The organism is Pseudomonas sp. GD03875, from assembly GCF_029840585.1.
GTDB classification, from domain to species: Bacteria; Pseudomonadota; Gammaproteobacteria; order Pseudomonadales; family Pseudomonadaceae; genus Aquipseudomonas; species Aquipseudomonas paralcaligenes.
The window spans coordinates 196825-220478 of record NZ_JAOCCV010000002.1; the positions used below are offsets into that span (position 1 = coordinate 196825).

The window sequence follows — 23654 nt, forward strand, 5'->3', positions numbered from 1 at the left end:
GGCGAAGCCGGGCCCATTGGCCGAATAGGAGCAACAGCCATGGGGGTGCAGGTGGCTGGGATCAGCCGGTCAGTTGGGTGGATGGTGGCGGGGCGATGGATGAACTCTCGGGCGCGCTGCGCCATTCGACGGGGAAGCTGTAGCGGCCCAGCGCTTGGGCCAGCGCGGCTTGCCCGGAGCCGACGGACACTTGGGCAACCAGGCCGCGTCGCGCATCCTGAAGTACATCCACGTCGAGCTCGGGAACGTCGAGCGCCTGGGCTTCATGACGCACGATCAGGGCGATCTCGCGCTGTTGCAAGGCCGGTTTGAAGATCTTCCCAACGGGCGTCACGGGCAGCGCGTCGAGAATCTCGATGCGCTTGGGAATCGCCGCGCGCTCGGGGATATTGGCGCTGGCGAAAGCCATCAGCTCCGCACTGTCGGTGTGCTGGCCGGCGACCAGCTGCACGTAGGCGACCGGAACCTCGCCGGCATGGGCATCCGGGCTGCCCACAGCGGCCACTAGCGCGACGGCCGCATGCGCCTGCAAGGCTTCCTCGATCTGCCTGGGATCGATGTTGTGGCCGCCGCGGATGATCAGCTCCTTCTTGCGTCCGGTGAGCCAGAAGTAGCCGGCGGCGTCCTGGCGGCCGAGGTCGCCGGTGTTGAGCCAGCGGCGGCCGTCGATCTCGATCCATACGCCACGGTTGTGGCTGGCATCCAGGTAGCCGGCGAAGACATTGGGGCCGTGGATGGCAATCACCCCGACCTCGTCGGTGTCGGCGTAGCGCAGGTACTGGCCCTGGTCATCGAGAATCAGCGCGCGCATGTCCTGGTAGGCCAGGCGCAGGCCGATGGAGCCGATCGGGCGCTGGCCCTCCGGCGGATTGCTCGACGATACGCAGGCGCCCTCGGTCAGGCCGTAGCCCTCGAGGATGAGCACGCCGCTGCGCTGCTCGAATTCGCGGAACAGCTCCACCGGCATCGGCGCCGCACCGCACAGCGCGTATTGCAGGCTGGACAGGTCGCGGCCATCGGCAGGTTGCTGCAGCAACGCCGAATACACGGTCGGTACGCCGGAAAAGAAGTTGATGCCGAAGTGCTCGACCATCGCCCAGAAGCGCGCGATCACGCCGTCGCCGCGGTAGCCCTGGGGCGTGCCGATGATCACCCGGTCGCCGTGGGTCCAGGGCATCAACCCGGTGACCAGCTGGCCGTTGACGTGGAACAGCGGCAGGCCGCAGAAAATCACCTGGCCCGGTGCGCGCGGTTGCAGGTTGGCGGCCATGGCCCAGGCATTGAACACTTCCGAGCCATGGCTGCGGATGGCGATTTTCGGCAGGCCGGTGGTGCCGCCGGTGCAGAAATACGAGGAGTGCTCATCGCCACGGATCTGCCGGCCGCTGTTCAGGCGCTCAGCCGGCTGGCGGCGCATCAGATTGCGCAGGTCATGGATGCGCCGGCCGCGCTGGCGCCCTTTTTCGCGTCGGGCCATCCAGCGCAGGGCCAGGCCGGGCAGGGTGCCGACGTAGGGCGCCATGCTGACCCAGACGACATCACGCACGGACGGCAAGTGGTCGAGTTGACTGGCCAGCTTCGGCCACAGGTCAGCACCGGGCGTCGGCGCCAGGGTCACCACCAGCTTGGCGTTGGCCGCGCGCAGCAGCTCGCCAATCTGCGCCGCTTCCAGCAGCGGGTTGATGGCCATGACGATACCGGCGGCCTCGCCACCCCAGATGGTGAAGTGGGTTTCCGGCAGGTTGGGCAGCAGGAAGGCCACCACATCCTTGGCGCCGATACCCAGCGCGTAGAAGGCGTTGGCCGCGCGGGTGATGTCGGCGAACAGCTCGGCGTAGCTCCAGTCGTGGGTGTTGTGGAAGGCTTTGGCATCGACGAAGAAGCTCAGTGCCGGGTCATCGGCATGCCTGGCCGCGCAGCGTTGCAGTGCGGCATAGGTGCTGGCCGGCAGGTTGTGCCGTTCGAGCGGCACGCTCTCGATGGCCTCGATATCGGCCAGGTTCTTGACCGCCATCAGCCTTGCTCCACCACGCGGTTGCGCTGTACGCCGAGGTCGATCACGCCGTCGGCGCTGCGGATGCTGGCCTCCACCAGGTCGCCGGCCTTGAGGTACTGGCTGCGATCGGCCTGGGCCTTCATGAACAGCTTCCACTTGGTCGCCTCCGGCAGCAGCGCGGCGATGCGCTGCTTGGCCGGCGAGGGAATGGACAGCGCACAGCCGGCCGGGGTGCCGGTGGCGATCAGGTCGCCGGCGGCGAAGTCCTGCACGCCGGACAGCTCGCTGAGCGTCTCCGCCGGGCCGTAGACCAGGTTGGCTGTGCTGTCCTGCTGGCGCACTTGGCCATTGACCGTCAGGCGCAGCTGCAGCTTCTTCAGGTAGCCCATGTCCTGCGGGCCGAGCAGGCAGAGGAACGGACCGACCGGGCCGAAGGTGCGGAAGCTCTTGCCCTTGTAGAACTGCATCTGCGGAATCTGGATATCGCGCGCCGAGTAGTCGTTGACGATCACCACGCCGGCGATGAACTCGTGCAGGTTGGCTTCGCTGACGGCGACCTTGCCGCTGATGGCGCGACGCAGCACCAGGCCCAGTTCGATCTCGTAGTCGAGGAAGCGTACTTCGCGTGGTTTGATCAGCTCGCTGTCGGCGGCGACGATGCAGCTCTGCGCCTTGGTGAAGATCATGTTGAAGTGCTTCACGTTCGGGTCCATGCCCGACTCGATCATGTGCTGGCGGTAGTTGGCGCCCTGGCAGACGAACTGCTGGTCGCGCGTCACCGGCGCTAGCAGCTTGACCTCGCTCAGCGTCAGCTCGCCGTCCGGCAGCGCGGCCAGGTCTTCCAGGCGTGTACCGGCGATCAGCGCGCCGGTGCTGGCGAACTCACCGGCAATGCGGCTGATGCGTTCGCCGCGGATGACACCCCACTGGCGGGTGTTCTGGTGTTCGAAGTGGACGACATGGACGGGCATGGAAGCGACTCCTGGTACTGCGGTTGGCCGCTCGCTGGCGGCGTTTTGTTGTTCCTGGGCGATCAGGGCGGGCGAGGGCAACAGCGCTGCTGCACCGGCCAGCACGGCACCGCTCTTGAGCAGATCGCGGCGACTGCAGTGCGGCATGGCGGCGGGGCCTAGCCGAACATCCGCGCCAGCGTGACCAGCTTGCGCAGGGTCACATCCGGGCTGCGGCGCAGGTTGTGCAGCAAGGCACGCACGGCGGCGAAGTTCATTACCGGCTTGGTGAAGCTCTTGGGCATGCGCTGGCCCCACTGCGCCATGGCCTCCGGGCTCACCGCGTGCAGCCCGGTCGGCTGCTCGGCGGTGAACAGGTCGCCATCGCAGTAGTGCTCGTGTTTGTCGCCCCAGGGGTCCTGCCAGTAGTCGAAGATCTGGCTGCCGAGAATGTGCCGGCCGATGCCCCAGGCGTGCTTCCAGCCGCGCTCCTGCAGCATGCGCTGGCCCATACCCACGGCGTCGGCATCGACCACCTCGTAGGCGCTATGGCTGTAGGCGGCCATGAAGCCCTGGGCGATGGCCAGGGTGTGGTGGTCGGCGGGGGTGTCGCCGAGGTTCAGGCGCATGAAGGCCACCGCCGGAGAGCCATCCGGCAGCACCTGCACATCGCTGGGGATGAAGCCGAAGTGCCGGGTGTACCAGGCGCAAGTGGTCTGGTAATCGGCCACTTCGAGCACCACGTGGCCGAGCTTGATGATTTCCGGCGGCGCGATGGGGGGGCGTTGGGTGGCGTTGATGCGCGGCATCTCGTCGACCACGTTGAGCGGCAGTGCGGCACGGTGCGGCAGGGGCTGGACGCTCTGCTGGCCGTGGATCGCCTCGACCAGGAAGCCGGACGGGTCGGTGAGGCGCACGCATTCGCCGCCTCCGGGGGTACCCAGGGATTCGATGGCCGAGGCGCCGGGCAGGGCGCTCAGGCGCTCTAGGTCGCCGCGTTCTGCCACGACGAGGCCGAAGCCGACAAAGCGTGCCTGGCCCGCCAGGGCGACCCGGTAGCAGTAGGGGGCCGGACCGGTGCCGCGCAGGTACAGGCAGTCGACATCGCGACGCACCGGAAGCAGGCCGAAGTCGCCGAGGAAGCGCTCGGCCTTGTCCAGATCCGGGCGTTCGAAGATCAGGTGGGCCAGCGCCTGGGCCTTTACCGTGGGCTGCGGATGGCGCGCCGGCTGGGCCGTGGCGAGCGTGGGTTGAACGGTTTGCGCTGTCATTATTGTTGTTCTCCCTGGCCTTTTTCGGGCAAAGCCGGGCCCTGCGACCCTGCAGAGCAGGGCCGTTGGAATGTTCGATGAGTGCTGGTTAGGCCGCTGGTGGCAGGGCGGGCAACTCGGTGGTCGCCAGCTGGCGCGCCTCCTCGTCGCTTACGCCCAGTGCCTTGAGCACCAGCTCGGCGGTGTCGCTACCCGCTTCACGCCAGGCCTTGATGCCTTCGCCGACCAGGAACATGGCGCCCAGCGTGGTGCTGGAAACCAGTGTGATGACCGCGATCAGTTGCTCCTGGCGGAACTTGTAGCGCCCCTGTTGCAGTCCTTGCAGCAGGTCGGCGGTCGCCTGGCTGTAGAACATCTCGCGCAGCGAAGCGTCGCTCATCGCGAAGCGGTTGAGGAACGCGCCCCAATGGGGTTCCTCGTGCGTGCGGCGGATGAAAAAACGAATACCGTTGGCCAGCCGCTCGGCAGGGTCCTGGAGGTCGGCAAAGCTCTTGCTGACCCGCACGTGCATTTCCTTGCTCAGTTGGCTGGCGACCTGCGTGAACAAGTGGTCGATGGTTTCGACGTTGTTGTAGATGGTCCCGCGGGCTACGCCCGCTTCCTGAGCCAGGTCGCTGATGCTCACCTGGCTGACGCCGCGCTCGGCGAAGAGGCGGAGTGCGGCCTGGTGGATGCGGCGCTGGGCTGAGTTGAGAGATTCCACGACGTTAGAGCTCCAAGTTCCAGATGAATCAAATTGAACACTCGTGTCTAAAATTGGTCAACGAATTTTTATTTTGGTTCGCTCATGATGCTGCGTTTATCTAATAAATAATTGAATTTAAAAGGATATATTTTTTGTTGGTGAGCGTTTCAGGGGGGGATGCAGAAATTTGGGTATTTGATTTATTTTTACATAAGTGTTCAATTTTGTTCGAAAGTGTTCTATTGCCTGAGGCAACGCCTGCGAGACATAACAACAATGAGCATTCAGCAAGGCCGCATCGACATTCATCACCGCATCATTCCGCCAGCGCACTTCGGCCAGCAGCATTCCGAGGCGGTACTGCGCGAACTGGTCGCGCCGGCCAGAAGCGCTGTTCGGCAGCGACTTCCCTCGCCCTGGTCGCTGCAGCAGCTCGCCGGCATCGCCCGTGGTCATGCGCTGCGCCTGTTTCCGTGCTTTGCCGGGCGTGGTGAAGCGGTGGTCGCCGCCCCCGTTGCGAATCCGAATCCACCCTGCACCTGGCTGGGGTGGAGCGTCACCCAACCGCTCGCCGTCCTGGCGCAGCGCCTGAAGGACTGACCAATGAGCAAGCTGTTCCAACCCCTGCGCCTACCTAACGGTCAGATGATTCCCAACCGTATCGCCAAGGCCGCCATGGAAGAGAACCTGGCCGATGCCGATCATGCTCCCGGAAAAGCGTTGATCCGCCTCTATCGCAGCTGGGCTGAAGGCGGCGCGGGGCTGATCATCACCGGCAATGTGATGGTGGACCGCCACGCGCTGACCGGCCCTGCCGGCGTGGTGCTGGATAGCGAGTGCCACCTGGAACGCTTCGCGGCCTGGGCTGAGGCCTGCCGCAGCCGTGGCGCACAGGGCTGGATACAGATCAATCACCCCGGCCGCCAGTTGATGGCCGACCTCGGCCAACCGGCGTTCGGACCGTCGGCGGTGGCGGTGAACATTCCCGGCCTGGAGAAACTGTTCGCCCAGCCGCGCGCATTGTCCGAGGTGGAGATCGAGCGACTGATCCAGCGCTACACCGCCACCGCGGTGCTCGCCGAGCGTGCCGGTTTCACCGGAGTGCAGATTCACGCAGCCCATGGTTACCTGTTCAGCCAGTTCCTCTCGCCGTTGTCCAATCGCCGTACCGACCAGTGGGGTGGCAGCCTGGAAAATCGGGCGCGCATCCTGCTGCGTACGGTGGCGGCGGTGCGCGCACAGGTGGCGCCGCAGTTATGCGTGGCCGTGAAGCTCAACTCGGCGGATTTCCAGCGTGGCGGTTTCGATGCCGAGGACGCGGCGGCAGTGGTGCAGTTGCTCAACAAGGAGGCGGTCGATCTGGTCGAACTCTCGGGTGGTAGCTATGAGAGCCCGGCGATGCAGGGCCGGACACGCGACGGTAGCAGCCTGGCTCGCGAGGCTTACTTCCTCGAGTTCGCCGAGCGCATCGCCGCGGTGGCACGCATGCCGCTGATGGTCACCGGCGGCATCCGTCGTCGCGTGGTGGCCGAGCGGGTGCTGGAAGGGCGGGTGGCGATGTTGGGGATGGCTACCGCGCTGGCGGTCGACCCGGCGCTGCCGCGCCGTTGGCAGTCCGGCGAAGATGCGGGTGTCGAGCCGATCATGGTGCCCTGGAAGAACAAGGCGTTCGCCTCGGCGGCGACCCAGTCGATCATCAAGAAACAGCTGGCGTTGCTCAGCCGTGGCAAGCCGGCCCGGCCCCGCACCTCGCCGCTGCTGGCGCTACTGAGCAACCAGCTGAAGACCAAGCGGCAGTCGCGTGAATATCGGCGCTGGGTCAGCCAGCGTGGCTGAGCGGGCTCAGTCCGGCAGCGCCTGCTCGGCCAGCTTGCGGGCGCGGGCCGGGGTGGCGCCGAGCGCCTTGAGGAGCATTTCGACGACCTTGCCGTCATGGCTCTCGACACCACGGCCTTCGATCACCGCGCGCATGCCGCCGACGCTGCAGGAGACCACCAGGTCGAGGGCGATACCTTCGTCGGGATAAGTGAACACGCCTTCTTCGGCACCTGCCCGCAGGTCTGCGCGCACATGGCCGGCGATCTTGGAGCGGATCGCCTGGTCGAAATGCACCACGCGAATCACCGCGCTGGCCCAGTCCGGATCGGCCATGGCGCGGCGGATGAACATGCGTACGCCGATGCTCAACCGGCGGGCGCCGCTATCGACATGGGCATTGAGCAGCTCGATGGCTTCGGAGAACTCATCGGCCAGGGCGATGCCGACGGCCTCGACCACTTCGTCGCGGGTGCGGAAATAGTTGTAGATGGTGCCGCTGGCGACCTCCGCCTCGCTGGCCACTTCCAGCAACGCGACCTCGCCGACCTCCTTGCGCGCGAACAGGCGCAACGCCGCGTCGATCAGACCCTGGCGGGTACGTTCGCGCTTCTTGTGACCGCGTGTCAGGGGCGCGTCGGGGGTAGCGGTCTTGCTCATTGGGATACTCGCTGAGGAATCGACCCCGATGATAGTGGAAGCACCGGCATTGGGGCATCTGCGTTCAGTGGCCAAGCAGGGCCAGACTTTCGCGCACCATCTGGTTAGCTCGGGCGTGGGGCCCCTCATGCATGACGATGCGATCCGGGCGGATCACCGCCAGCGAGCGTTCGGAGGTGCAGCCGAGTAGCGTCTGGCCGATGTCCTCGACGAAAGGCGTCGAGGCGCCAGGCTTCTGACCATGCAGGCCTACCTGCAGATATCCACCGCCACAGCGTTCCCATTGCTGTTGGGCGGTTTGATCCAACTGCTCACGCGGATCGATACCGAATCCGACCAAGGTTAGGCGATCTCCCAGGGCATCGTCGCTGAGGCCGATGCTGCCGTTGGCCGCGCGCACCAGTCCCTGCGGGAACAGGCCTCCGCGACGTAGGCGGCGACCCCAGGCGCGTCGTGCAAACAGGCCGCGCTTGAAGTTGTTCTTCGGCTTTATTTCCAGCTCCTCGAATTGCCGCCGCAATGGCGGCACCAGGCGCAACGCGCGCATCAGACCGTGGACCAGCAGCGCCATCGGTGCGTTGCTTGGCATCACCATGCGGCCCATCAGTTTGGCCAGCGCGATCATCTCGCGGGCATGTGGGCGGCGCTCCTGATCGTAGCTGTCGAGAATCCTGGCATCGGCCTGGCCGCTCAGCACCCAGGCCAGCTTCCAGGCCAGATTGGCCGCATCGCGCAGGCCGGCTACCAGGCCCTGACCGACGAAGGGCGGGGTTATGTGCGCGGCATCACCGACCAGAAACACCCGGCCCTTCTGGAAGCTGTCGCAGCAGCGTGCGTGGAAGCGATATACCGCCTTGCGCTCGATCTTCAGTTGGCCGGGCTCGATCCATTTATGCAGTAGTTCGGCGATGCGCTCGTCGCTTTCCATCTGCTCTCGGCTCTCGCCGGCATGCAGCATGAACTCCCAGCGCTCGCGCCCGCCGGGGGCTGGCATGTGCGGAGTAGGGCGGCGGTGATCGCAGAGAAACTCGACATGGTCGATGGCCTGCATCTCGCGCTCGGCGGCGTCGACGATCAGCCAGTCCTCGCTGTAGGTCTGGCCCTCGAAATCCTGTCCGATCAGGCTGCGCACCCGCGAGCTGGCACCATCGGCGCCGATCAGGTAGCGCGCGTGCACCTGCCGCTGGCTGCCGTCCTCGGCTCGCAGGGAAGCAAGGACGCCATCGGCGTCCTGATGCAGGTTTTCCAGCTCGAAACCGCCCAGGCTGATGACGTTGTCGAAGCGCCGCTGCTGCTCGCGCATCGAGCGTTCCAGATCCGGCTGGTAGAAGGTCACCAGCTTGGGGTGGCCATCGAGGCTGCCACTGGTATTGGCGCGGCCGAACTGGCCGACAATGGGGCAGTGCATGCGTACTTCGGGAATGACGATCTTCTCGAAGGCACCTTCGGCCAGACCCGCCAGTTGCAGGATACGCAAGGCTTCGTTGTCGAGGGCGATGGCGCGTGGCATCAGCAGGATGTCGTGGATCTTGTCGATCACCAAGGTTTGTACGCCGTAACGACCGAGCAGGGCGGCCAGTGTGGCGCCGACCGGGCCGTTGCCTATCACCAGCACATCCACTGTTTCGGGTAGGGCAGGGCTTTTCTTGTTGTTGTGCATGTCGTGTCGATCCCTTGTTGTTGTGAAAGTCAGGGCAACATGCAGATTATTTAAAATTGATAAATTCTTCAATATTGAATTTTTTATCAGATAATGTCGGTGTGTAGCGGAAGGGGTGGCCGGCGTCAGGAATAAGCCTCCCGTTTAGTTTTAAGGGGCGGCAATCGGCCTGACGGCTTTGCCGCTTGCCTTGGCAGGAGCGGAAAAGCTTTGCCGCTTGCCGCTCTCGATGATCGAATTTATTTTTTAAGTTATTGAAAAATAACACTTAATATAAATGGCACAGCCTTTGCTAAATGTCTGGCACGACGCCCACACGGCAGAGGTTACCGATCATGAGCATCAGCTTCGCAAACGCACTCGGCATTCACGAAACGGCCCTGGGCTTCCGCGCGCAACGCGCCGAGGTTCTGGCCAACAACATCGCCAATGCCGACACGCCGCATTACAAGGCCCGTGATCTGGACTTCTCCGCCGTGCTCGCGGAGCAGAGCGAGAAGCAGAGCGGCAAGCAGTTCGAGATGAGCCGCACCGACAGCCGCCACATCGCCAGCGAAGGTATCCAGCTGGCCGACCCGGCGCTGCGCTACCGCACGCCGTTCCATCCGTCCATCGACCAGAACAGCGTCGACATGCAGCAGGAGCAGGCCAACTACGCCGAGAACGCGGTGCAGTTCCAGGCCAGCTTCACCCTGCTCAACAGCAAATTCAAAGGTCTTGTCGGCGCCCTGCGCGGCGAATAAGGGAGATCCCAGTCATGTCACTCTCCAGTGTCTTCAACATCGCCGGTACCGGCATGAGCGCCCAGAGCACTCGCCTGAACACCATTTCCAGCAACATCGCCAACGCCGAGACCGTTTCGTCGAGCATCGACCAGACCTACCGCGCGCGCCACCCGGTGTTTGCCACCGTGTTCGAGTCGACCATGGACGGCGACCGCGGCTCGCTGTTCGCCGACCAGGACCAGCCTGGTCGTGGCGTGCAGGTGCTGGGCGTGGTGGAAGACCAGAGCAGCCTGATGCCCCGCTACGAGCCCAACCACCCGGCGGCTGACGAGAAGGGCTACGTGTACTACCCGAACGTCAACGTGGTCGAGGAGATGGCCGACATGATTTCCGCCAGTCGTGCCTTCCAGACCAACGTGGAAATGATGAACACCGCCAAGCAGATGATGCAGCGCGTACTGACCCTGGGCCAGTGATCCGGTTAGCGAGGAGTTGAAGGGATGAGCAGTGTAAGCGGCGCCAGTTCGGTACTGGACCAGTACCAGATCAAGCAGGAAACCAAGCAGAGCAAGGATCTCGGCAAGAATGAATTTCTCGAGCTGCTGGTGGCCCAGTTGAACAACCAGAACCCGCTGGAGCCGCAGGAGAACGGCGAGTTCATCGCCCAGCTCGCGCAGTTCAGCCAGGTCGAGGGTATCGAGAAGCTCAATACCAGCATGGGCTCCCTGTTGTCCGGCTATCAGTCCTCGCAGGCCCTGCAGGCCTCGTCCCTGGTCGGGCGCAAGGTGATCGTGCCGTCCGACAAGGCAGTGGTCGACACCAGCGAGACCTTCAAGGCCAGCCTGGTCCTGCCGGTCAGCAGCAGCAACGTCTACGTCAACGTCTACGACAGCGCCGGCAAGGCGGTGAGCCGCGTCAATCTCGGCCAGCAGGCGGCAGGCAACGTGAGCTTCATGTGGGACGGCAAGGACTCAAACGGCGATCTCATGCCGCCCGGCACCTACAAGTTCGAGGCCCAGGCCACCTACCCCGAAGGCACCAAGGGGCTCTACACCCTGCTGCCGGCCAACGTCGACAGCGTCGTGCTCGGTCAGAACGGCAGCGAAATGAGGCTCAACTTGGCGGGCATCGGCGCGGTGCCGCTGTCCCAGGTCCAGACAATCGGTCAATAACCCCCCAGGCTGTAAGCGCCGGCAGTAACGGCAAAGGAGCACATCCATGGCTTTCAATATCGGTCTTAGCGGTCTGCGGGCAGCCACCAAGGACCTCAACGTCACCGGCAACAACATCGCCAACGCCGGCACCGCGGGCTTCAAGCAGTCCCGCGCCGAGTTCGCCGACGTCTACGCGGCGTCGATGCTCGGTACCGGCAAGAACCCGCAGGGCAGCGGCGTGCTGCTGGGCGACGTCGCCCAGCTGTTCAACCAGGGCAACATCAACTACACCCAGAACGCGCTGGACCTGGCGATCAACGGCAACGGCTTCTTCCAGGTCAGCAACAACGGTGCTCTGAGCTACACCCGCGCGGGCTACTTCGGCACCGACCGCGACGGCTTCATCGTCGACAACTTCGGCTACAACCTGCAGGGCTATACGGTCGACGCCAACGACAACCTGCAGACGGGCGTCATCGGTAACCTGCGCATCCAGACCGCCAGCCAGGAGCCGCGCGCGACTTCGACCATGGCGCAGACCTTCAACCTGAACTCCAACAGCGTGTCGCCAACGACGACGCCGTTCAACCCGGCCGACCCGACCACCTACAACTCGTCGACCTCGACCAATATCTACGACACCCAGGGCAATGCCCACGTACTGACCCAGTACTTCGTCAAGGATGCGCCGCCGGCGCTCAACAGCTGGACCATGCATGTGCTGATCGACGGGCGCAACCCGTCCGCCCCGGAGAGCGTGCTGGTCACCCCCGGGCCGCCCCCGGTCTATGACAACGGTCCCGGCACCACGCCGTTCACCGCTAACCTGACCTTCACCGAGGCGGGACAGTTGCTGAGCTCGACCTCCACCGACTTCACCGTCAACCCGGACGGCACGATCCTGATGAACAACTGGACCCCGGCCGCGCCGGACAACTCCACGCCGCCTGTATGGAGCGAGAACGGCGCGAACCAGAGCCCGGAGTTCCTGACCATCGACCTGCGCCGCTCCACCCAGTTCGCCAGCTCCTTCGCCGTCAGCAGCGTGAGCCAGAACGGCTACACCACCGGTGAGCTGGCCGGCCTGGAAGTCGATGACACCGGCTTGATCTTCGCCCGCTACACCAACGGCCAGTCCAAGGTGCAGGGGCAGGTCATCCTGGCCAACTTCGCCAACGTCCAGGGTCTGACCCCGATCGGCAAGACCCAGTGGGTGCAGTCGTTCGAATCGGGCGAGCCGGTGCGCAACCCGCCGGGTTCGGGAACTCTGGGTGTGTTGCAGGCGGGCGCGCTGGAGGACTCCAACGTCGAGCTGTCGGACCAACTGGTGAACCTGATCGTCGCCCAGCGCAACTACCAGGCCAATGCCAAGACCATCGAGACCGAAAGCGCGATCACCCAGACCATCATCAACCTGCGTTGATGAGGGGAGGGGGCTTGCCGCCGGCGGCAACCCCTCGCCGGAAAACCATCTCAAGAGGCTCCTTCGGGAGCCTCTCTTTTTTATAAGTCCATAGAAAACAATCGGATAGGTGTAATTTCAGCGCTTGGCACGGTGTTTGCTGAAAGGCAGGTAACAGAGTCATCGGCGGCGGAAAGCCGTCCTGCGGAGCAAACCATGGACAAGATGCTGTACATCTCCATGACCGGTGCCAGCCAGAACACCATGGCCCAGCGCGCCCATGCGAACAACCTGGCCAACATCTCCACCACCGGTTTCCATCGCGACTACGAGCAGGCGCGTTCCATGCCCGTGTTCGGCGAGAGCTACCCGGCGCGGGTCTACGCCATGAGCGAGCGCCCGGCCACTGACTTCACCCCCGGTTCGCTGCAGGAGACCGGCCGCGACATGGATGTGGCCATCGAAGGGCAGGGCTGGATAGCCGTGCAGGCACCCGACGGCGGCGAAGCCTACGTGCGCACCGCCAGCCTGCAGATCGATGCCCTGGGCCAGCTGCGCACCGGCAACGGTTTGCCGGTGCTGGGCAATGGCGGGCCGATCGCCGTGCCGCCGGAGCAGAAGGTCGAGATCGGCCAGGACGGCACCATCAGCATCCGTGCCCTCGGCGAGGCGCCGAACGTGGTGGCGGAGGTGGACCGCATCAAGCTGGTCAACCCGGACCCGAGGACCATGGAGAAGGGTACCGACGGTCTGATCCGGGTCAAGGGCGCGACCGAGCCGGTGGCAGCCGAGGCCAATGTCCGCCTCACCTCGGGCTTCCTCGAATCGAGCAACGTCAACGCCGTCGAGGAAATGACCGCGATGCTCTCGCTGTCCCGCCAGTTCGAACTGCACGTGAAGATGATGCGCACCGCCGAAGACGGCGCGTCGGCCATGGCACGGGTCATGCAACTCAGCTAATCACCAACGCGAAGCGCCATGAATCCGGCGCTCGAGGAGAACGAACATGCTTCCTGCCCTCTGGGTTGCCAAGACAGGCCTGTCCGCCCAGGACATGAACCTGACCACCATCTCCAACAACCTGGCCAACGTCTCGACCACCGGCTTCAAGCGCGACCGCGCCGAGTTCGAGGACCTGCTGTACCAGATCCGCCGCCAGCCCGGCGGCCAGTCCAGCCAGGACAGCGAGCTGCCCACCGGCCTGCAGCTGGGTACCGGTGTGCGTGTCGTCGGCACCCAGAAGATCTTCACCGCCGGCAGCCTGCAGACCACCGAGCAGCCGCTGGACCTAGCGGTTAACGGCCGCGGATTCTTCCAGATCCTGATGCCGGACGGCACCGTCGGCTATACCCGCGACGGCAGCTTCCACCTGGACTCCGACGGCCAGATCGTCACCTCCAGCGGCTTCCCGCTGGAGCCGGCCATCGTCCTGCCGGCCGAGGTGCAGACCTTCACCGTAGGTGAGGATGGCACCGTGTCGGTGACCACCGCCGGCAACCCCGCGGCCCAGGTGATCGGCAACATCCAGACCTCCGACTTCGTCAACCCGGCGGGCCTGCAGGCGATCGGCAACAACCTGTTCCTGGAGACCGCTTCCAGCGGCGCGCCGCAGGTCGGCACGCCGGGCCTGACCGGCCTGGGCACTGTGTTGCAGAACACCCTGGAGAACTCCAACGTCAGCGTGGTGGAGGAACTGGTCAACATGATCACCACCCAGCGCGCCTACGAGATGAACTCCAAGGTGATCTCCACCTCGGACCAGATGCTCTCGTTCATCACGCAGAACCTTTGATATCGGGCGCCCCGGCGCCGGCAACCCGCAACATGAACGCCGTGAGGTAAGTGGTTATGAACCGGCTGCTGATTCTTCTTCCCCTGCTGGGCAGCGTGGTCCTGACCGGCTGCGTCGCGCCCGCGCCCAAGCCGGACGACCCCTATTACGCGCCGGTGCTGCCGCGCACCCCGTTGCCGGCGGCGCAGAGCAACGGCGCGATCTACCAGGCCGGCTTCGAAACCAACCTGTACGACGACCGCAAGGCCTACCGGGTCGGCGACATCATCACCATCACCCTCAGCGAGCGCACCCAGGCCAGCAAGTCGGCGGGTTCGGACATGTCGAAGAACAGCAGCGCCAACCTCGGCCTGACCTCGCTGTTCGGCGGCGCCGTCTCGGTCGGCAACTCCAACGCCGGCATCAACCCGCTCAAGGCCGATGACCTGAGCCTGGACGTCGGCTACAGCGGCACCCGCGCCACCAAGGGTGACTCGGGGGCGAACCAGAGCAACAGCCTGTCCGGCTCGATCACCGTCACCGTCGCCGAGGTGCTGCCCAACGGCATCCTGGCCGTGCGCGGAGAGAAGTGGCTGACCCTGAACACCGGCGACGAGCTGGTGCGTATTGCCGGCATGATCCGCGCCGACGACATCGCCACCGACAACACCGTGTCCTCGACCCGCGTGGCCAACGCCCGCATCACCTACTCGGGCACCGGCGCCTTCGCCGATGCCAGTCAGCCGGGGTGGTTCGACCGGTTCTTCATGAGCCCGTTGTTCCCGTTCTGAGCAGGTAGCCGACCATGAAAAGACTGATTTCCGTTTTCTGCCTGCTGCTCGCCGCGAGCGCCGTGCAGGCCGAGCGCCTGAAGGACCTGGCGAGCATCCAGGGGGTGCGCACCAACCAGCTGATCGGCTACGGTCTGGTGGTGGGTCTCAACGGCACCGGTGACCAGACCACCCAGACGCCGTTCACCCTGCAGACCTTCAACAACATGCTGGCCCAGTTCGGCATCAAGGTGCCGGCCGGCAGCGGCAACGTGCAGCTGAAGAACGTCGCCGCCGTGTCGGTGCATGCCGAGCTGCCGCCGTTCGCCAAGCCGGGGCAGACCCTGGACGTGACCATCTCCTCGATCGGCAACTCGAAGAGCCTGCGCGGCGGCAGCCTGCTGATGACGCCGATGAAAGGTATCGATGGCAACGTCTACGCCATCGCCCAGGGCAACCTGGTGGTCGGCGGCTTCGACGCCACCGGCGGCGACGGGTCGCGCATCACCGTCAACGTGCCGTCGGCCGGGCGCATTCCCGCCGGCGCCACCGTCGAGCGGCCGGTGCCGAGCGGCTTCGACCAGGGCAACAGCCTGACCCTGAACCTCAACCGTCCGGATTTCACCACCGCGAAGAACATCGTCGACCAGATCAACGGCCTGCTCGGCCCGGGCGTGGCCCAGGCCCTCGACGGCGGCTCGATCCGCGTCAGCGCGCCGTTGGACCCGAACCAGCGGGTGGATTACCTGGCGATGCTGGAGAACATGCAGATCGAGGCCGGCAAGGCGGCCGCCAAGGTCATCATCAACTCGCGCACCGGCACCATCGTGATCGGCCAGGACGTCAAGGTGCAGCCGGCGGCGGTGACCCACGGCAGCCTGACCGTCACCATCACCGAAGACCCCATCGTCAGCCAGCCCAACGCGCTGGCCGGCGGGCAGACCGCCGTGGTGCCGCGCTCGCGCGTGGATGCCCAGCAGGAAGCCAAGCCGATGTTCAAGTTCGGTCCCGGCACCTCTCTGGACGAGATCGTGCGTGCGGTCAACCAGGTGGGGGCCGCGCCTTCCGACCTGATGGCCATCCTCGAGGCGCTGAAGCAGGCGGGAGCCCTGCAGGCCGACCTGATCGTGATCTGAGGGTGACGACCATGGATTCCAGACTCGCAGCCGGACTCGACAACGGCGCCTACACCGACCTGAACCGGCTCAACCAGTTCAAGGTCGGCGGCGACACCGAGGGCAACATCAAGAAGGTCGCCCAGGAGTTCGAATCGCTGTTCCTCAACGAAATGATGAAGTCCATGCGCAAGGCGAACGAAGTGTTCGGCGAAGACAACTTCATGAACAGCAACGAGAGCAAGACCTACCAGGACATGCACGACCAGCAGCTGGCCGTGACCCTGTCGAAGAACAACGGCGGCATCGGCCTGGCCTCGGTGCTGGAGCGCCAGCTCAGCCAGATGAAGAGCGGTCCCAAGCGGGTCAACCCCTTCGCCCAGGTCGAGTCGCCCAACGCCACAGCCCGCGCCGGCGCCTTCAAGCCGGCGGGCGAGGGCGGCGCTGCGCGCGACGACTCGGCGCTGCTCAACCAGCGCCGCCTGAGCCTGCCGAGCAAGCTCACCGACCGCCTGCTGGCCGGCATCGTGCCCGCCACCGAGGCGCAGCCGCTGGCCGGCAGCGACTGGGTGCCGGCCCAGGCCAGCGCGGTGGCCGACGGCAAGCCGCTGGGACTGAACGACAGCGCGGCCGTCAGCGGCCGCAGCGTGGCCCAGCCGCCGCTGGCCAAGGGCAAGTCCGCCTTCGCCTCGGCGGCGGAGTTCGTCCAGACCATGCTGCCGCTGGCCGAGGAGGCCGCGCAGAAGATCGGTGTCGATGCCCGCTACCTGGTCGCCCAGGCCGCGCTGGAAACCGGCTGGGGCAAGTCCATCATCCGCCAGGCCGACGGCTCCAGCAGTCACAACCTGTTCGGCATCAAGGCCCACGGCGGCTGGCAGGGTGAGTCGGCCCGCGTGCTGACCACCGAATACAAGGGTGGCGAGGCGGTCAAGGAGGCGGCTTCCTTCCGCGCCTACGACTCGTACCGGCAGAGCTTCAACGACTACGTGAGCTTCCTCCAGGGCAACGGCCGTTACCAGGAAGCCCTGGCCGTCACCGACAAGCCCGAGAGCTTCGTGCGCGAGCTGCAGCAGGCGGGGTACGCCACCGATCCCCAGTACGCCCGCAAGATCTCGCAGATCGCCCGGCAGATGCAGACCTACCAGGCTGTGGCCGCCGCCGACAGCCCGACCACAAGGACCTGAGAGCTAAATCATGGCTGACCTGTTGAACATCGGCCTGTCCGGCCTTGCCGCGTACAAGACGTCGCTGGCGGTCACCGGCCACAACATCACCAACGTCAACACCCCGGGCTACTCCCGGCAGGACGCGGTGCAGGCCACGCGCGTCCCGCAGTTCAGCGGCGCCGGCTACATCGGCTCGGGCACCACGCTGGTCGACGTGCGGCGCATCTACAACGAATTCCTCACCACCCAGGTGCGCTCCAGCACGGCGCTGAACAGCGACGTGTCCGCCTACCTGAGCCAGATCAACCAGCTCGACTCCCTGCTGGCGGGCAGCACCACCGGTATCACCCCGGGCCTGCAGAAGGTCTTCGCGGCCCTGCAGACCGCTGCGGAAGACCCGGCCAACATCCCCGCGCGGCAGCTCGCGCTGTCCGAGGCGGAAGGCCTGGCCAAGCGCTTCAACACCGTCTACGACCGGCTCTATGAACAGAACGCGTTCATCAACAAGCAGCTCTCGGCGGTGACCGACCAGGTCAACCAGCTGGCCACCTCCATCGCCGGCTACAACGACGCCATCGCCGTGGCCCAGGCCAACGGCAACCAGCCCAATGACCTGCTGGACGCCCGCGACGAGGCGGTGCGCAAGCTCTCCGAGTTCATCGGCGTCACCGTGGTGCCGCAGGAGGGCAGCGGCTACAACATCTTCATCGGCTCCGGGCAGCCGCTGGTGGTGGGCGCCAAGGCGTCGCGCCTGGAAGTGGTGCCCGGGCAGTCGGACCCGCTGCGCAGCGAGATCCAGTTCATCAGCGGCAACTCCCGGCAGAACGTCACCTCGCTGATCACCGGCGGCGAGATGGGCGGCCTGATCCGCTACCGCCAGGATGTACTGGATACGTCGCTGAACTCGGTGGGTCGCCTGGCGCTGTCGATCACCGACCAGATCAACCGCCAGCTGGGGCAGGGGCTGGACCTCAATGGCCAGTTCGGCAACGAGCTGTTCCGTCCGCTCAACGATCCGCTGCTGCTGTCCCAGCGCAGCCTGGCGCGAGTGGGCAACAGCGATCCGCTGGCCAACCTCAACGTCAGCATCACCGACACCACCCGGCTGACCACCAGCGACTACGAGGTGGAGTTCACCAGCGCCACCGAATACGTGGTGCGGCGGACGTCCGACGGCACCCTGTTCCCGCCGACCCCGGGCACCTTCGACATTACCACGGTGCCGGCGCCCGAGGTGGACGGCTTCTCCCTCGGTGTGGCGACCGGCACCTTCGCCGCGGGCGATCGCTTCATGGTGATGCCGACCCGCAATGCCGGCAGCCACATGCGCGCCGACATGAAGAACCCGGAGGAGCTGGCCTTCGCCGCACCGCTGAAGGCAGAGACCAGCCCGGCCAATATCGGGACCGGGAAGATCACCCAGCCCACGCTGCTCACCGAGATCGACATCTACGATCCGGCCGCCCAGGCCGACCTGGAAACCAGCCTGCGCAACGCGCCGCCGTTGCGCATCGTCATGGGCGCCGGCGGTGGTTCGACCCAGAGCTACGATGTGGTGGACATCAACGGCAACGTGATCGATACCGGCACCATCGTGCCGGGGCAGAACAACGCCATCACCATCAGCGTGCCGGCTTCGGCCGGGCCTCCGCCGGTGCCGAGCGCCTTCGACTACGAAGTGACCATCAGCGGACGACCGGAGGCGGGCGACAATTTCTCGGTGTCGTTCAACACCAACGGAGTGTCGGACAACCGCAACGCGCTGAAACTGGTCGACCTGCAGAACAAGGCCGTTATCGGCGTCAATCCGCTGGCGCCGGATACCACCGGGGCGAGCTTCACCGATTCCTATGGCGACCTGGTCGAGCGGGTGGGAACGCTTACCAGCCAGGCGCGTGTCGACAGCGAGGCCACGGGGGCGATCCTCAAGCAGGCGACCGACAACCGCGACTCGGTGTCGGCGGTGAACCTGGACGAAGAGGCCGCCAAGCTCATCCAGTTCGAACAGTACTACCAGGCATCCGCGCAAATCATTCAAGTTGCGCGTAGTCTGTTCGATACGCTGATCAACTCGTTCTGACGAGCCTTCGCCAGGGCCGGGAGGCCAGACCATGGTAATGCGCATTTCTTCCATCCAGGCATTCAACAACGGCGTGTCCGGCCTGGGTCGCAACTATGCCAACCTGATCCGCACCCAGGAGCAGATCAGCAGCGGCAACCGCATCCTCACGCCCGCGGACGACCCCGTGGCCTCGGTGCGCCTGCTGCAGCTGGAGCAGCAGCAGGCCGTGCTCGGCCAGTACAAGGACAACCTGACCGCGGCGAAGAACAGCCTGACCCAGGAGGAGACCACCCTCGACTCCGTCAACACCGTCCTGCAGCGCGTGCGCGAACTGGCCGTGCGCGCCGGCGGCGGTACGCTGTCGGCCGATGACCGCAAGTCCATCGCCAAGGAGCTGGAGCAGCGCGAGGCCGAGCTGCTCAACCTGATGAACAGCCGCAACGCCCGTGGCGAGTACCTGTTCAGCGGCTTTCTCGGCAAGAATGCGCCGTTCGTCCGTAATCCGGACGGCACCTACTCCTATTTCGGTGACGAGGGGCAGCGCAGCCTGCAGGTGGCCAGTTCCACCAACGTTGCGATCAACGACAACGGCAAGCGCCTCTTCGAAGAGGTGAGCAACGCCAACCGGGTGCAGGGTACCGGGGGCGTCAACAATCCGGCCTTGCCGACGCCGCCCTTGCCGGCGACCACCATTCCCGCCGTGCCTGCCAGCGACCAGCGGGTGTTCGTGTCTCCGGGGCTGGTCGAGGACAACCGGGCGTTCAATGCCGACTTCCGCAGCGGCGAGCCATATTCGCTGACGTTCGTCAGCGGCAAGGAATTCCGCATCTATGATGCCTCGGGCGCCGACGTCACCTCGGAAATCCCCGGGGGCGGGCAGATCGACCCGCTGGTGAGCGGTGGCAACGCCATCAACTTCCGCGGCATGCGCTTCCAGCTCGACGTGGTGCTGAAGGATGGCGACAACGCCATGGACCTGGACAACCTGCTGGCCGATACCGCCACGCCGGGCACTCCGGGGATCGGCACCCACAGCTTCACCCTGCAGTCCGCACCCACCGAGTTCGCGGTGACGCGCTCCTCCACCAACGCATCGGCCGCGGTGATCTCCGGCGGCAGCGTGGTCAACCAGGCGGTGTTCAACAGCCAGTTCCCCACCTCGGGCGTGGTGCTGAAGTTCACCGACGACACCAATTTCGAGGTCTACGCCCAGCCGATGGGGCCGAACAGCCCCGTGCTGGCCACCGGCACGGCGGCGGGCCCGTATCCGTCGAACTTCACGGTCTATGGCGCCGAGTTCAGCATGTCCGGCCCGGCCAGCGCCGCGGGCGGTGACGAATTCGTGGTGCAGCCGCAGTTCCAGGAGCAGCGCAGCATCCTCAACACCATCTCCCGGCTGCGCCAGGCGCTGGAGTCCTCGCCCACCTCGCCGGCCGGCAACCTGGCCATCCGCGACGAAGTGGCGATCGCCCTGAAGAACCTGGACAACGGCATGGGCAGCGTGCTGGAAGTGCAGACGGAGATCGGCGCGCGGCTCAACCTGATCGACACCACCGAGGTCGACAATGAGGACGTCACGCTGGTGAACAAGGCCGTGCAGGCCGACCTGCGCGAGCTGGACTACGCCGAAGCGCTGTCGCGCCTGTCGTTCCAGACCATCATTCTCGAGGCGGCGCAGCAGAGCTACGTGAAGATCGCGGGGCTGAACCTGTTCAACCAGCTGCGCTGAAGTCTTTCCGGGCTTCGCCTGGCTTTTCCGCTGCTCAGGCGCCCGCGTTGCGCGGGTAGGGGAGGCAGGAGGGAGAGGGCGATGCCTCTCCCGTGCCGGGGCTCAGTCGAGCAGTTCGGGGGGAATGTTGCCGCCGTTGTCGGCCAGTTTCTGCAGCACGGTCTTGTGCAGCCAGATGTTCATCTGTGCCGAATCGCCCATCTTCTCCGCGGGGCAGCCCAGTTCGGTCGCCAGTTCCTTGCGCGCGGTCAGGCTGCTGTCTATGCCGAGCAGCTTGAGCAGGTCGACGATCGACGTCTTCCAGTTGAGTTTTTCCGGATGCTTGGCGGCTAGGTCCTCCAGCTTGCTCGTCACATCCACCGCACTCACTGCTTGCGGTGCCGACTGCGGTGCCGAATCGGCAGGGGGCGCAGCAGGCGCCTCGGCGGCTTCCGCCTTGGTGCCGAAGCCGAGTACGTCGAGTATCTTTCCGAAAAGGCTCATGGAACGGTTCCTTGTGTGTGATACGGGACCCGTAGCATAGACCATGATGGCGCCTGGCAGGGCGTTTCAGGCGTGTCATCGTTTGTGCGAATTTGCGCAGGTGACTTCTGTAAGTCGAGCCACTAGAATGCTCGCCTTTGATTCTGGGGCCGGAACGCCCGGCCATGTCTGTGCAACGAGGAATATCCATGCAAGTTTCTGTTGAAAGCACCTCCGCTCTCGAGCGCCGCATGACCATCGGCGTGCCTGCCGAGCGCATCGAGACCGAAGTGACCAAGCGTCTGCAACAGACTGCCCGTCGTGCCAAGATCCCTGGTTTCCGTCCTGGCAAGGTGCCGATGAACGTCATCCGCCAGCGCTATGAAGACTCCGCCCGTCAGGAAGCCTTGGGCGACCTGATCCAGGCCACCTTCTACGAAGCCATCGTCGAGCAGAAGCTGAACCCGGCCGGCGCTCCGTCCGTCGAGCCCAAGACCTTCGAGAAGGGCAAGGACCTCGAGTACATCGCCACCTTCGAAGTATTCCCGGAAATCCAGTTGGCCGGTTTCGACGGCATCGCGGTCGAGCGCCTGCAGGCCGAGGTGAATGATGCTGACCTCGACAACATGCTGGAAATCCTGCGCAAGCAGAACACCCGTTTCGAGGTCGTCGAGCGTGCCGCCGAGAACGGTGATCAGCTGAGCATCGACTTCGTCGGCAAGATCGACGGCGAAGCCTTCGCCGGCGGCACCGCCAAGGGCACCTCGCTGGTGCTGGGCTCCGGCCGCATGATCCCGGGCTTCGAGGATGGCCTGGTCGGCGCCAAGGCGGGTGAAGAGCGTGTGGTCACCCCGACCTTCCCGGACGACTACCAGAACCTGGACCTGGCCGGCAAGACTGCCGAGTTCACCATCACCGTCAACAGCGTGTCCGCCCCGCAACTGCCGGAGCTGAACGACGACTTCTTCGCCCTGTTCGGCATCTCCGAAGGCGGCCTGGAAGGCTTCCGCGCCGAAGTACGCAAGAACATGGAGCGCGAACTGCGCCAGGCTATCAAGACCAAGGTCAAGAACCAGGTGATGGAAGGCCTGCTGGCCGCCAACCCGGTGGAAGTGCCGAAGGCCCTGATCGGCAACGAAGTCAACCGTCTGCGCGTGCAGGCCGTCCAGCAGTTCGGTGGCAACATCAAGCCGGACCAACTGCCGGCCGAGTTGTTCGAAGAGCAGGCCAAGCGCCGCGTCGTGCTGGGCCTGATCGTCGCCGAAGTGGTCAAGCAGAGCGAACTGAAGGCCGACGAGGCGCGCGTTCGCGAGCTGATCGAGGAAATGGCCTCCGCCTATCAGGAGCCGCAGCAGGTCGTGGCCTGGTACTACAAGAACGACCAGCAGCTGAACGAAGTGCGTTCGGTTGTACTGGAAGAACAAGTTGTAGATACTGTCCTGCAGAAGGCCAGCGTGACCGATAAAGCGGTCTCCTACGAAGAAGCGGTCAAGCCGGCGGAAACCCCGCAAGCTGCCTGATCCCTCGCCTCGTTCGAGCACAACCATAAGCCAGCCTTCGCGCTGGCTTATGCGTCTTTAGAGACATGACTATTAGGGAGAGATCGCTAGACATGTCGCATCATTCTTTCATGAACACCATGCCTGACATCCAAGCCGCCGGCGGCCTCGTGCCGATGGTGATCGAGCAGTCCGCTCGCGGCGAACGCGCCTACGACATCTACTCCCGTCTGCTGAAGGAGCGGGTGATCTTCCTGGTCGGCCAGGTCGAGGACTACATGGCCAACCTGGTCGTGGCCCAGCTGCTGTTCCTCGAAGCCGAGAACCCGGACAAAGACATCCACCTCTACATCAACTCGCCGGGCGGTTCGGTGACCGCCGGCATGTCGATCTACGACACCATGCAGTTCATCAAGCCCGACGTGTCCACCATCTGCATCGGCCAGGCCTGCAGCATGGGCGCGCTGCTGCTGGCTGGCGGCGCCGCCGGCAAGCGCTACTGCCTGCCGCATTCACGCATGATGATCCACCAGCCGCTGGGCGGCTTCCAGGGTCAGGCCTCGGACATCGAGATTCATGCCCGCGAGATCCTCACCATCCGCGAGCGCCTGAACAAGATCCTGGCCGACCACTGCAAGCAGCCCATCGACGTGATCGCCCGCGATACCGACCGCGACAACTTCATGAGCGGCGAGGAAGCGGTCAAGTATGGCCTCATCGACCAGGTCCTGAACAAGCGCCAACTGGCCGTCTGACCTGCGC

The 23654-nt window shown here is 65.0% G+C and carries 22 protein-coding genes; 15 read left to right on the top strand and 7 right to left on the bottom strand.

Translation table 11 applies throughout. The annotated features are described in order from the left end of the window. Positions 1 to 61: 61 nt before the first annotated feature. The 4 genes from N5D30_RS02410 to N5D30_RS02425 all read right to left on the bottom strand — a co-directional run bounded on the left by N5D30_RS02410 (position 62) and on the right by N5D30_RS02425 (position 4920). Positions 62 to 2014 (bottom strand): acyl-CoA synthetase, encoded by a 1953-nt coding sequence (locus N5D30_RS02410; protein WP_279907510.1) that lies wholly within the window; start codon positions 2012 to 2014, stop codon positions 62 to 64. Beyond that, a complete protein-coding gene (locus N5D30_RS02415; RefSeq protein ID WP_347881187.1) occupies positions 2014 to 2967 on the bottom strand; it encodes a fumarylacetoacetate hydrolase family protein in 954 nt (317 codons plus the stop codon). The genes N5D30_RS02410 and N5D30_RS02415 overlap by 1 nt, the downstream gene beginning before the upstream one ends. A gap of 158 nt (positions 2968 to 3125) precedes the next feature. Beyond that, positions 3126 to 4217: a VOC family protein gene (locus tag N5D30_RS02420; RefSeq protein WP_279907512.1), complete on the bottom strand. Its 1092-nt coding sequence runs from the start codon at positions 4215 to 4217 to the stop codon at positions 3126 to 3128. A gap of 88 nt (positions 4218 to 4305) precedes the next feature. After that, positions 4306 to 4920 carry a TetR family transcriptional regulator gene (locus N5D30_RS02425; RefSeq protein ID WP_192319434.1) on the bottom strand — a complete coding sequence of 205 codons (615 nt, stop codon included), beginning with the start codon at positions 4918 to 4920 and terminating at the stop codon, positions 4306 to 4308. Positions 4921 to 5178: 258 nt separating this feature from the next. Here N5D30_RS02425 and N5D30_RS02430 point away from each other — a divergent pair, with 258 nt between their 5' ends. After that, a complete protein-coding gene (locus N5D30_RS02430; protein ID WP_279907513.1) occupies positions 5179 to 5502 on the top strand; it encodes a hypothetical protein in 324 nt (107 codons plus the stop codon). A 3-nt stretch (positions 5503 to 5505) separates the two neighbouring features. Then, positions 5506 to 6738 carry an NADH:flavin oxidoreductase/NADH oxidase family protein gene (locus N5D30_RS02435; RefSeq protein ID WP_279907514.1) on the top strand — a complete coding sequence of 411 codons (1233 nt, stop codon included), beginning with the start codon at positions 5506 to 5508 and terminating at the stop codon, positions 6736 to 6738. Between the two features lie 6 nt (positions 6739 to 6744). Here the strand turns inward: N5D30_RS02435 and N5D30_RS02440 are convergent, their stop codons facing one another. Both N5D30_RS02440 and N5D30_RS02445 read right to left on the bottom strand, forming a co-directional pair. Further along, the gene (locus tag N5D30_RS02440) at positions 6745 to 7377 is read right to left on the bottom strand and encodes a TetR/AcrR family transcriptional regulator (protein WP_279907515.1); all 633 of its coding nucleotides are present in this window, start codon (positions 7375 to 7377) and stop codon (positions 6745 to 6747) included. A gap of 64 nt (positions 7378 to 7441) precedes the next feature. Next, positions 7442 to 9037 carry a bifunctional 3-(3-hydroxy-phenyl)propionate/3-hydroxycinnamic acid hydroxylase gene (locus N5D30_RS02445; RefSeq protein WP_279907516.1) on the bottom strand — a complete coding sequence of 532 codons (1596 nt, stop codon included), beginning with the start codon at positions 9035 to 9037 and terminating at the stop codon, positions 7442 to 7444. A gap of 335 nt (positions 9038 to 9372) precedes the next feature. Between N5D30_RS02445 and flgB the strand changes: the two genes are divergently transcribed. The 11 genes from flgB (at position 9373) to N5D30_RS02500 (ending at position 20931) form a co-directional block, all read left to right on the top strand. Next, positions 9373 to 9780, top strand: coding sequence for a flagellar basal body rod protein FlgB (gene flgB, locus N5D30_RS02450; protein WP_220813446.1), 408 nt, complete (start codon positions 9373 to 9375; stop codon positions 9778 to 9780). A 14-nt stretch (positions 9781 to 9794) separates the two neighbouring features. Next, the gene (gene flgC / locus N5D30_RS02455) at positions 9795 to 10238 is read left to right on the top strand and encodes a flagellar basal body rod protein FlgC (RefSeq protein WP_220813445.1); all 444 of its coding nucleotides are present in this window, start codon (positions 9795 to 9797) and stop codon (positions 10236 to 10238) included. Positions 10239 to 10262: 24 nt separating this feature from the next. After that, entirely contained in the window at positions 10263 to 10934 is a 672-nt protein-coding gene (flgD, locus tag N5D30_RS02460; RefSeq protein ID WP_220813444.1) for a flagellar hook assembly protein FlgD, read from the top strand. A gap of 46 nt (positions 10935 to 10980) precedes the next feature. Beyond that, on the top strand, positions 10981 to 12339 hold the full coding sequence (flgE, locus tag N5D30_RS02465; RefSeq protein WP_220813443.1) for a flagellar hook protein FlgE: 1359 nt from the start codon (positions 10981 to 10983) through the stop codon (positions 12337 to 12339). A 195-nt stretch (positions 12340 to 12534) separates the two neighbouring features. Next, positions 12535 to 13278 carry a flagellar basal-body rod protein FlgF gene (flgF, locus tag N5D30_RS02470; protein WP_279907517.1) on the top strand — a complete coding sequence of 248 codons (744 nt, stop codon included), beginning with the start codon at positions 12535 to 12537 and terminating at the stop codon, positions 13276 to 13278. A gap of 46 nt (positions 13279 to 13324) precedes the next feature. Next, complete coding sequence (gene flgG / locus N5D30_RS02475; RefSeq protein ID WP_220813441.1) at positions 13325 to 14110, top strand: flagellar basal-body rod protein FlgG; 786 nt, start codon at positions 13325 to 13327, stop codon at positions 14108 to 14110. A gap of 56 nt (positions 14111 to 14166) precedes the next feature. Further along, the gene (flgH, locus tag N5D30_RS02480) at positions 14167 to 14880 is read left to right on the top strand and encodes a flagellar basal body L-ring protein FlgH (protein WP_220813440.1); all 714 of its coding nucleotides are present in this window, start codon (positions 14167 to 14169) and stop codon (positions 14878 to 14880) included. A 14-nt stretch (positions 14881 to 14894) separates the two neighbouring features. After that, positions 14895 to 15995 carry a flagellar basal body P-ring protein FlgI gene (locus tag N5D30_RS02485; protein ID WP_279902275.1) on the top strand — a complete coding sequence of 367 codons (1101 nt, stop codon included), beginning with the start codon at positions 14895 to 14897 and terminating at the stop codon, positions 15993 to 15995. 11 nt (positions 15996 to 16006) lie between these two features. Next, on the top strand, positions 16007 to 17158 hold the full coding sequence (gene flgJ, locus N5D30_RS02490; RefSeq protein ID WP_279902274.1) for a flagellar assembly peptidoglycan hydrolase FlgJ: 1152 nt from the start codon (positions 16007 to 16009) through the stop codon (positions 17156 to 17158). A 10-nt stretch (positions 17159 to 17168) separates the two neighbouring features. Further along, the gene (gene flgK / locus N5D30_RS02495) at positions 17169 to 19220 is read left to right on the top strand and encodes a flagellar hook-associated protein FlgK (protein WP_220813437.1); all 2052 of its coding nucleotides are present in this window, start codon (positions 17169 to 17171) and stop codon (positions 19218 to 19220) included. A gap of 31 nt (positions 19221 to 19251) precedes the next feature. Further along, entirely contained in the window at positions 19252 to 20931 is a 1680-nt protein-coding gene (locus N5D30_RS02500; RefSeq protein ID WP_279907518.1) for a flagellar hook-associated protein 3, read from the top strand. 102 nt (positions 20932 to 21033) lie between these two features. On the opposite strand, the gene N5D30_RS02505 is transcribed toward N5D30_RS02500, so the two are convergent. Beyond that, complete coding sequence (locus tag N5D30_RS02505; protein ID WP_220813436.1) at positions 21034 to 21414, bottom strand: DUF3597 domain-containing protein; 381 nt, start codon at positions 21412 to 21414, stop codon at positions 21034 to 21036. Between the two features lie 188 nt (positions 21415 to 21602). Here N5D30_RS02505 and tig point away from each other — a divergent pair, with 188 nt between their 5' ends. Together tig and clpP are read left to right on the top strand one after the other, a co-directional pair. After that, positions 21603 to 22913, top strand: coding sequence for a trigger factor (gene tig / locus N5D30_RS02510; RefSeq protein ID WP_279902273.1), 1311 nt, complete (start codon positions 21603 to 21605; stop codon positions 22911 to 22913). 92 nt (positions 22914 to 23005) lie between these two features. Further along, on the top strand, positions 23006 to 23647 hold the full coding sequence (gene clpP / locus N5D30_RS02515) for an ATP-dependent Clp endopeptidase proteolytic subunit ClpP (RefSeq protein WP_220813434.1): 642 nt from the start codon (positions 23006 to 23008) through the stop codon (positions 23645 to 23647). Positions 23648 to 23654: the final 7 nt, after the last annotated feature.

Excerpts from the sequence above, each read along its gene's own strand:
- N5D30_RS02445 (WP_279907516.1), bottom strand. The coding sequence starts at position 9,037 with ATGCACAACAACAAGAAAAGCCCTGCCCTACCCGAAACAGTGGATGTG.
- flgD (WP_220813444.1), top strand. The coding sequence starts at position 10,263 with ATGAGCAGTGTAAGCGGCGCCAGTTCGGTACTGGACCAGTACCAGATC.
- tig (WP_279902273.1), top strand. The coding sequence starts at position 21,603 with ATGCAAGTTTCTGTTGAAAGCACCTCCGCTCTCGAGCGCCGCATGACC.
- N5D30_RS02430 (WP_279907513.1), top strand. The coding sequence starts at position 5,179 with ATGAGCATTCAGCAAGGCCGCATCGACATTCATCACCGCATCATTCCG.
- clpP (WP_220813434.1), top strand. The coding sequence starts at position 23,006 with ATGTCGCATCATTCTTTCATGAACACCATGCCTGACATCCAAGCCGCC.
- flgC (WP_220813445.1), top strand. The coding sequence starts at position 9,795 with ATGTCACTCTCCAGTGTCTTCAACATCGCCGGTACCGGCATGAGCGCC.
- N5D30_RS02440 (WP_279907515.1), bottom strand. The coding sequence starts at position 7,377 with ATGAGCAAGACCGCTACCCCCGACGCGCCCCTGACACGCGGTCACAAG.
- flgJ (WP_279902274.1), top strand. The coding sequence starts at position 16,007 with ATGGATTCCAGACTCGCAGCCGGACTCGACAACGGCGCCTACACCGAC.
- N5D30_RS02415 (WP_347881187.1), bottom strand. The coding sequence starts at position 2,967 with ATGCCCGTCCATGTCGTCCACTTCGAACACCAGAACACCCGCCAGTGG.
- flgG (WP_220813441.1), top strand. The coding sequence starts at position 13,325 with ATGCTTCCTGCCCTCTGGGTTGCCAAGACAGGCCTGTCCGCCCAGGAC.
- flgH (WP_220813440.1), top strand. The coding sequence starts at position 14,167 with ATGAACCGGCTGCTGATTCTTCTTCCCCTGCTGGGCAGCGTGGTCCTG.
- flgB (WP_220813446.1), top strand. The coding sequence starts at position 9,373 with ATGAGCATCAGCTTCGCAAACGCACTCGGCATTCACGAAACGGCCCTG.
- flgE (WP_220813443.1), top strand. The coding sequence starts at position 10,981 with ATGGCTTTCAATATCGGTCTTAGCGGTCTGCGGGCAGCCACCAAGGAC.
- N5D30_RS02500 (WP_279907518.1), top strand. The coding sequence starts at position 19,252 with ATGGTAATGCGCATTTCTTCCATCCAGGCATTCAACAACGGCGTGTCC.
- N5D30_RS02420 (WP_279907512.1), bottom strand. The coding sequence starts at position 4,217 with ATGACAGCGCAAACCGTTCAACCCACGCTCGCCACGGCCCAGCCGGCG.
- N5D30_RS02435 (WP_279907514.1), top strand. The coding sequence starts at position 5,506 with ATGAGCAAGCTGTTCCAACCCCTGCGCCTACCTAACGGTCAGATGATT.
- flgF (WP_279907517.1), top strand. The coding sequence starts at position 12,535 with ATGGACAAGATGCTGTACATCTCCATGACCGGTGCCAGCCAGAACACC.
- N5D30_RS02410 (WP_279907510.1), bottom strand. The coding sequence starts at position 2,014 with ATGGCGGTCAAGAACCTGGCCGATATCGAGGCCATCGAGAGCGTGCCG.
- flgK (WP_220813437.1), top strand. The coding sequence starts at position 17,169 with ATGGCTGACCTGTTGAACATCGGCCTGTCCGGCCTTGCCGCGTACAAG.
- N5D30_RS02485 (WP_279902275.1), top strand. The coding sequence starts at position 14,895 with ATGAAAAGACTGATTTCCGTTTTCTGCCTGCTGCTCGCCGCGAGCGCC.
- N5D30_RS02505 (WP_220813436.1), bottom strand. The coding sequence starts at position 21,414 with ATGAGCCTTTTCGGAAAGATACTCGACGTACTCGGCTTCGGCACCAAG.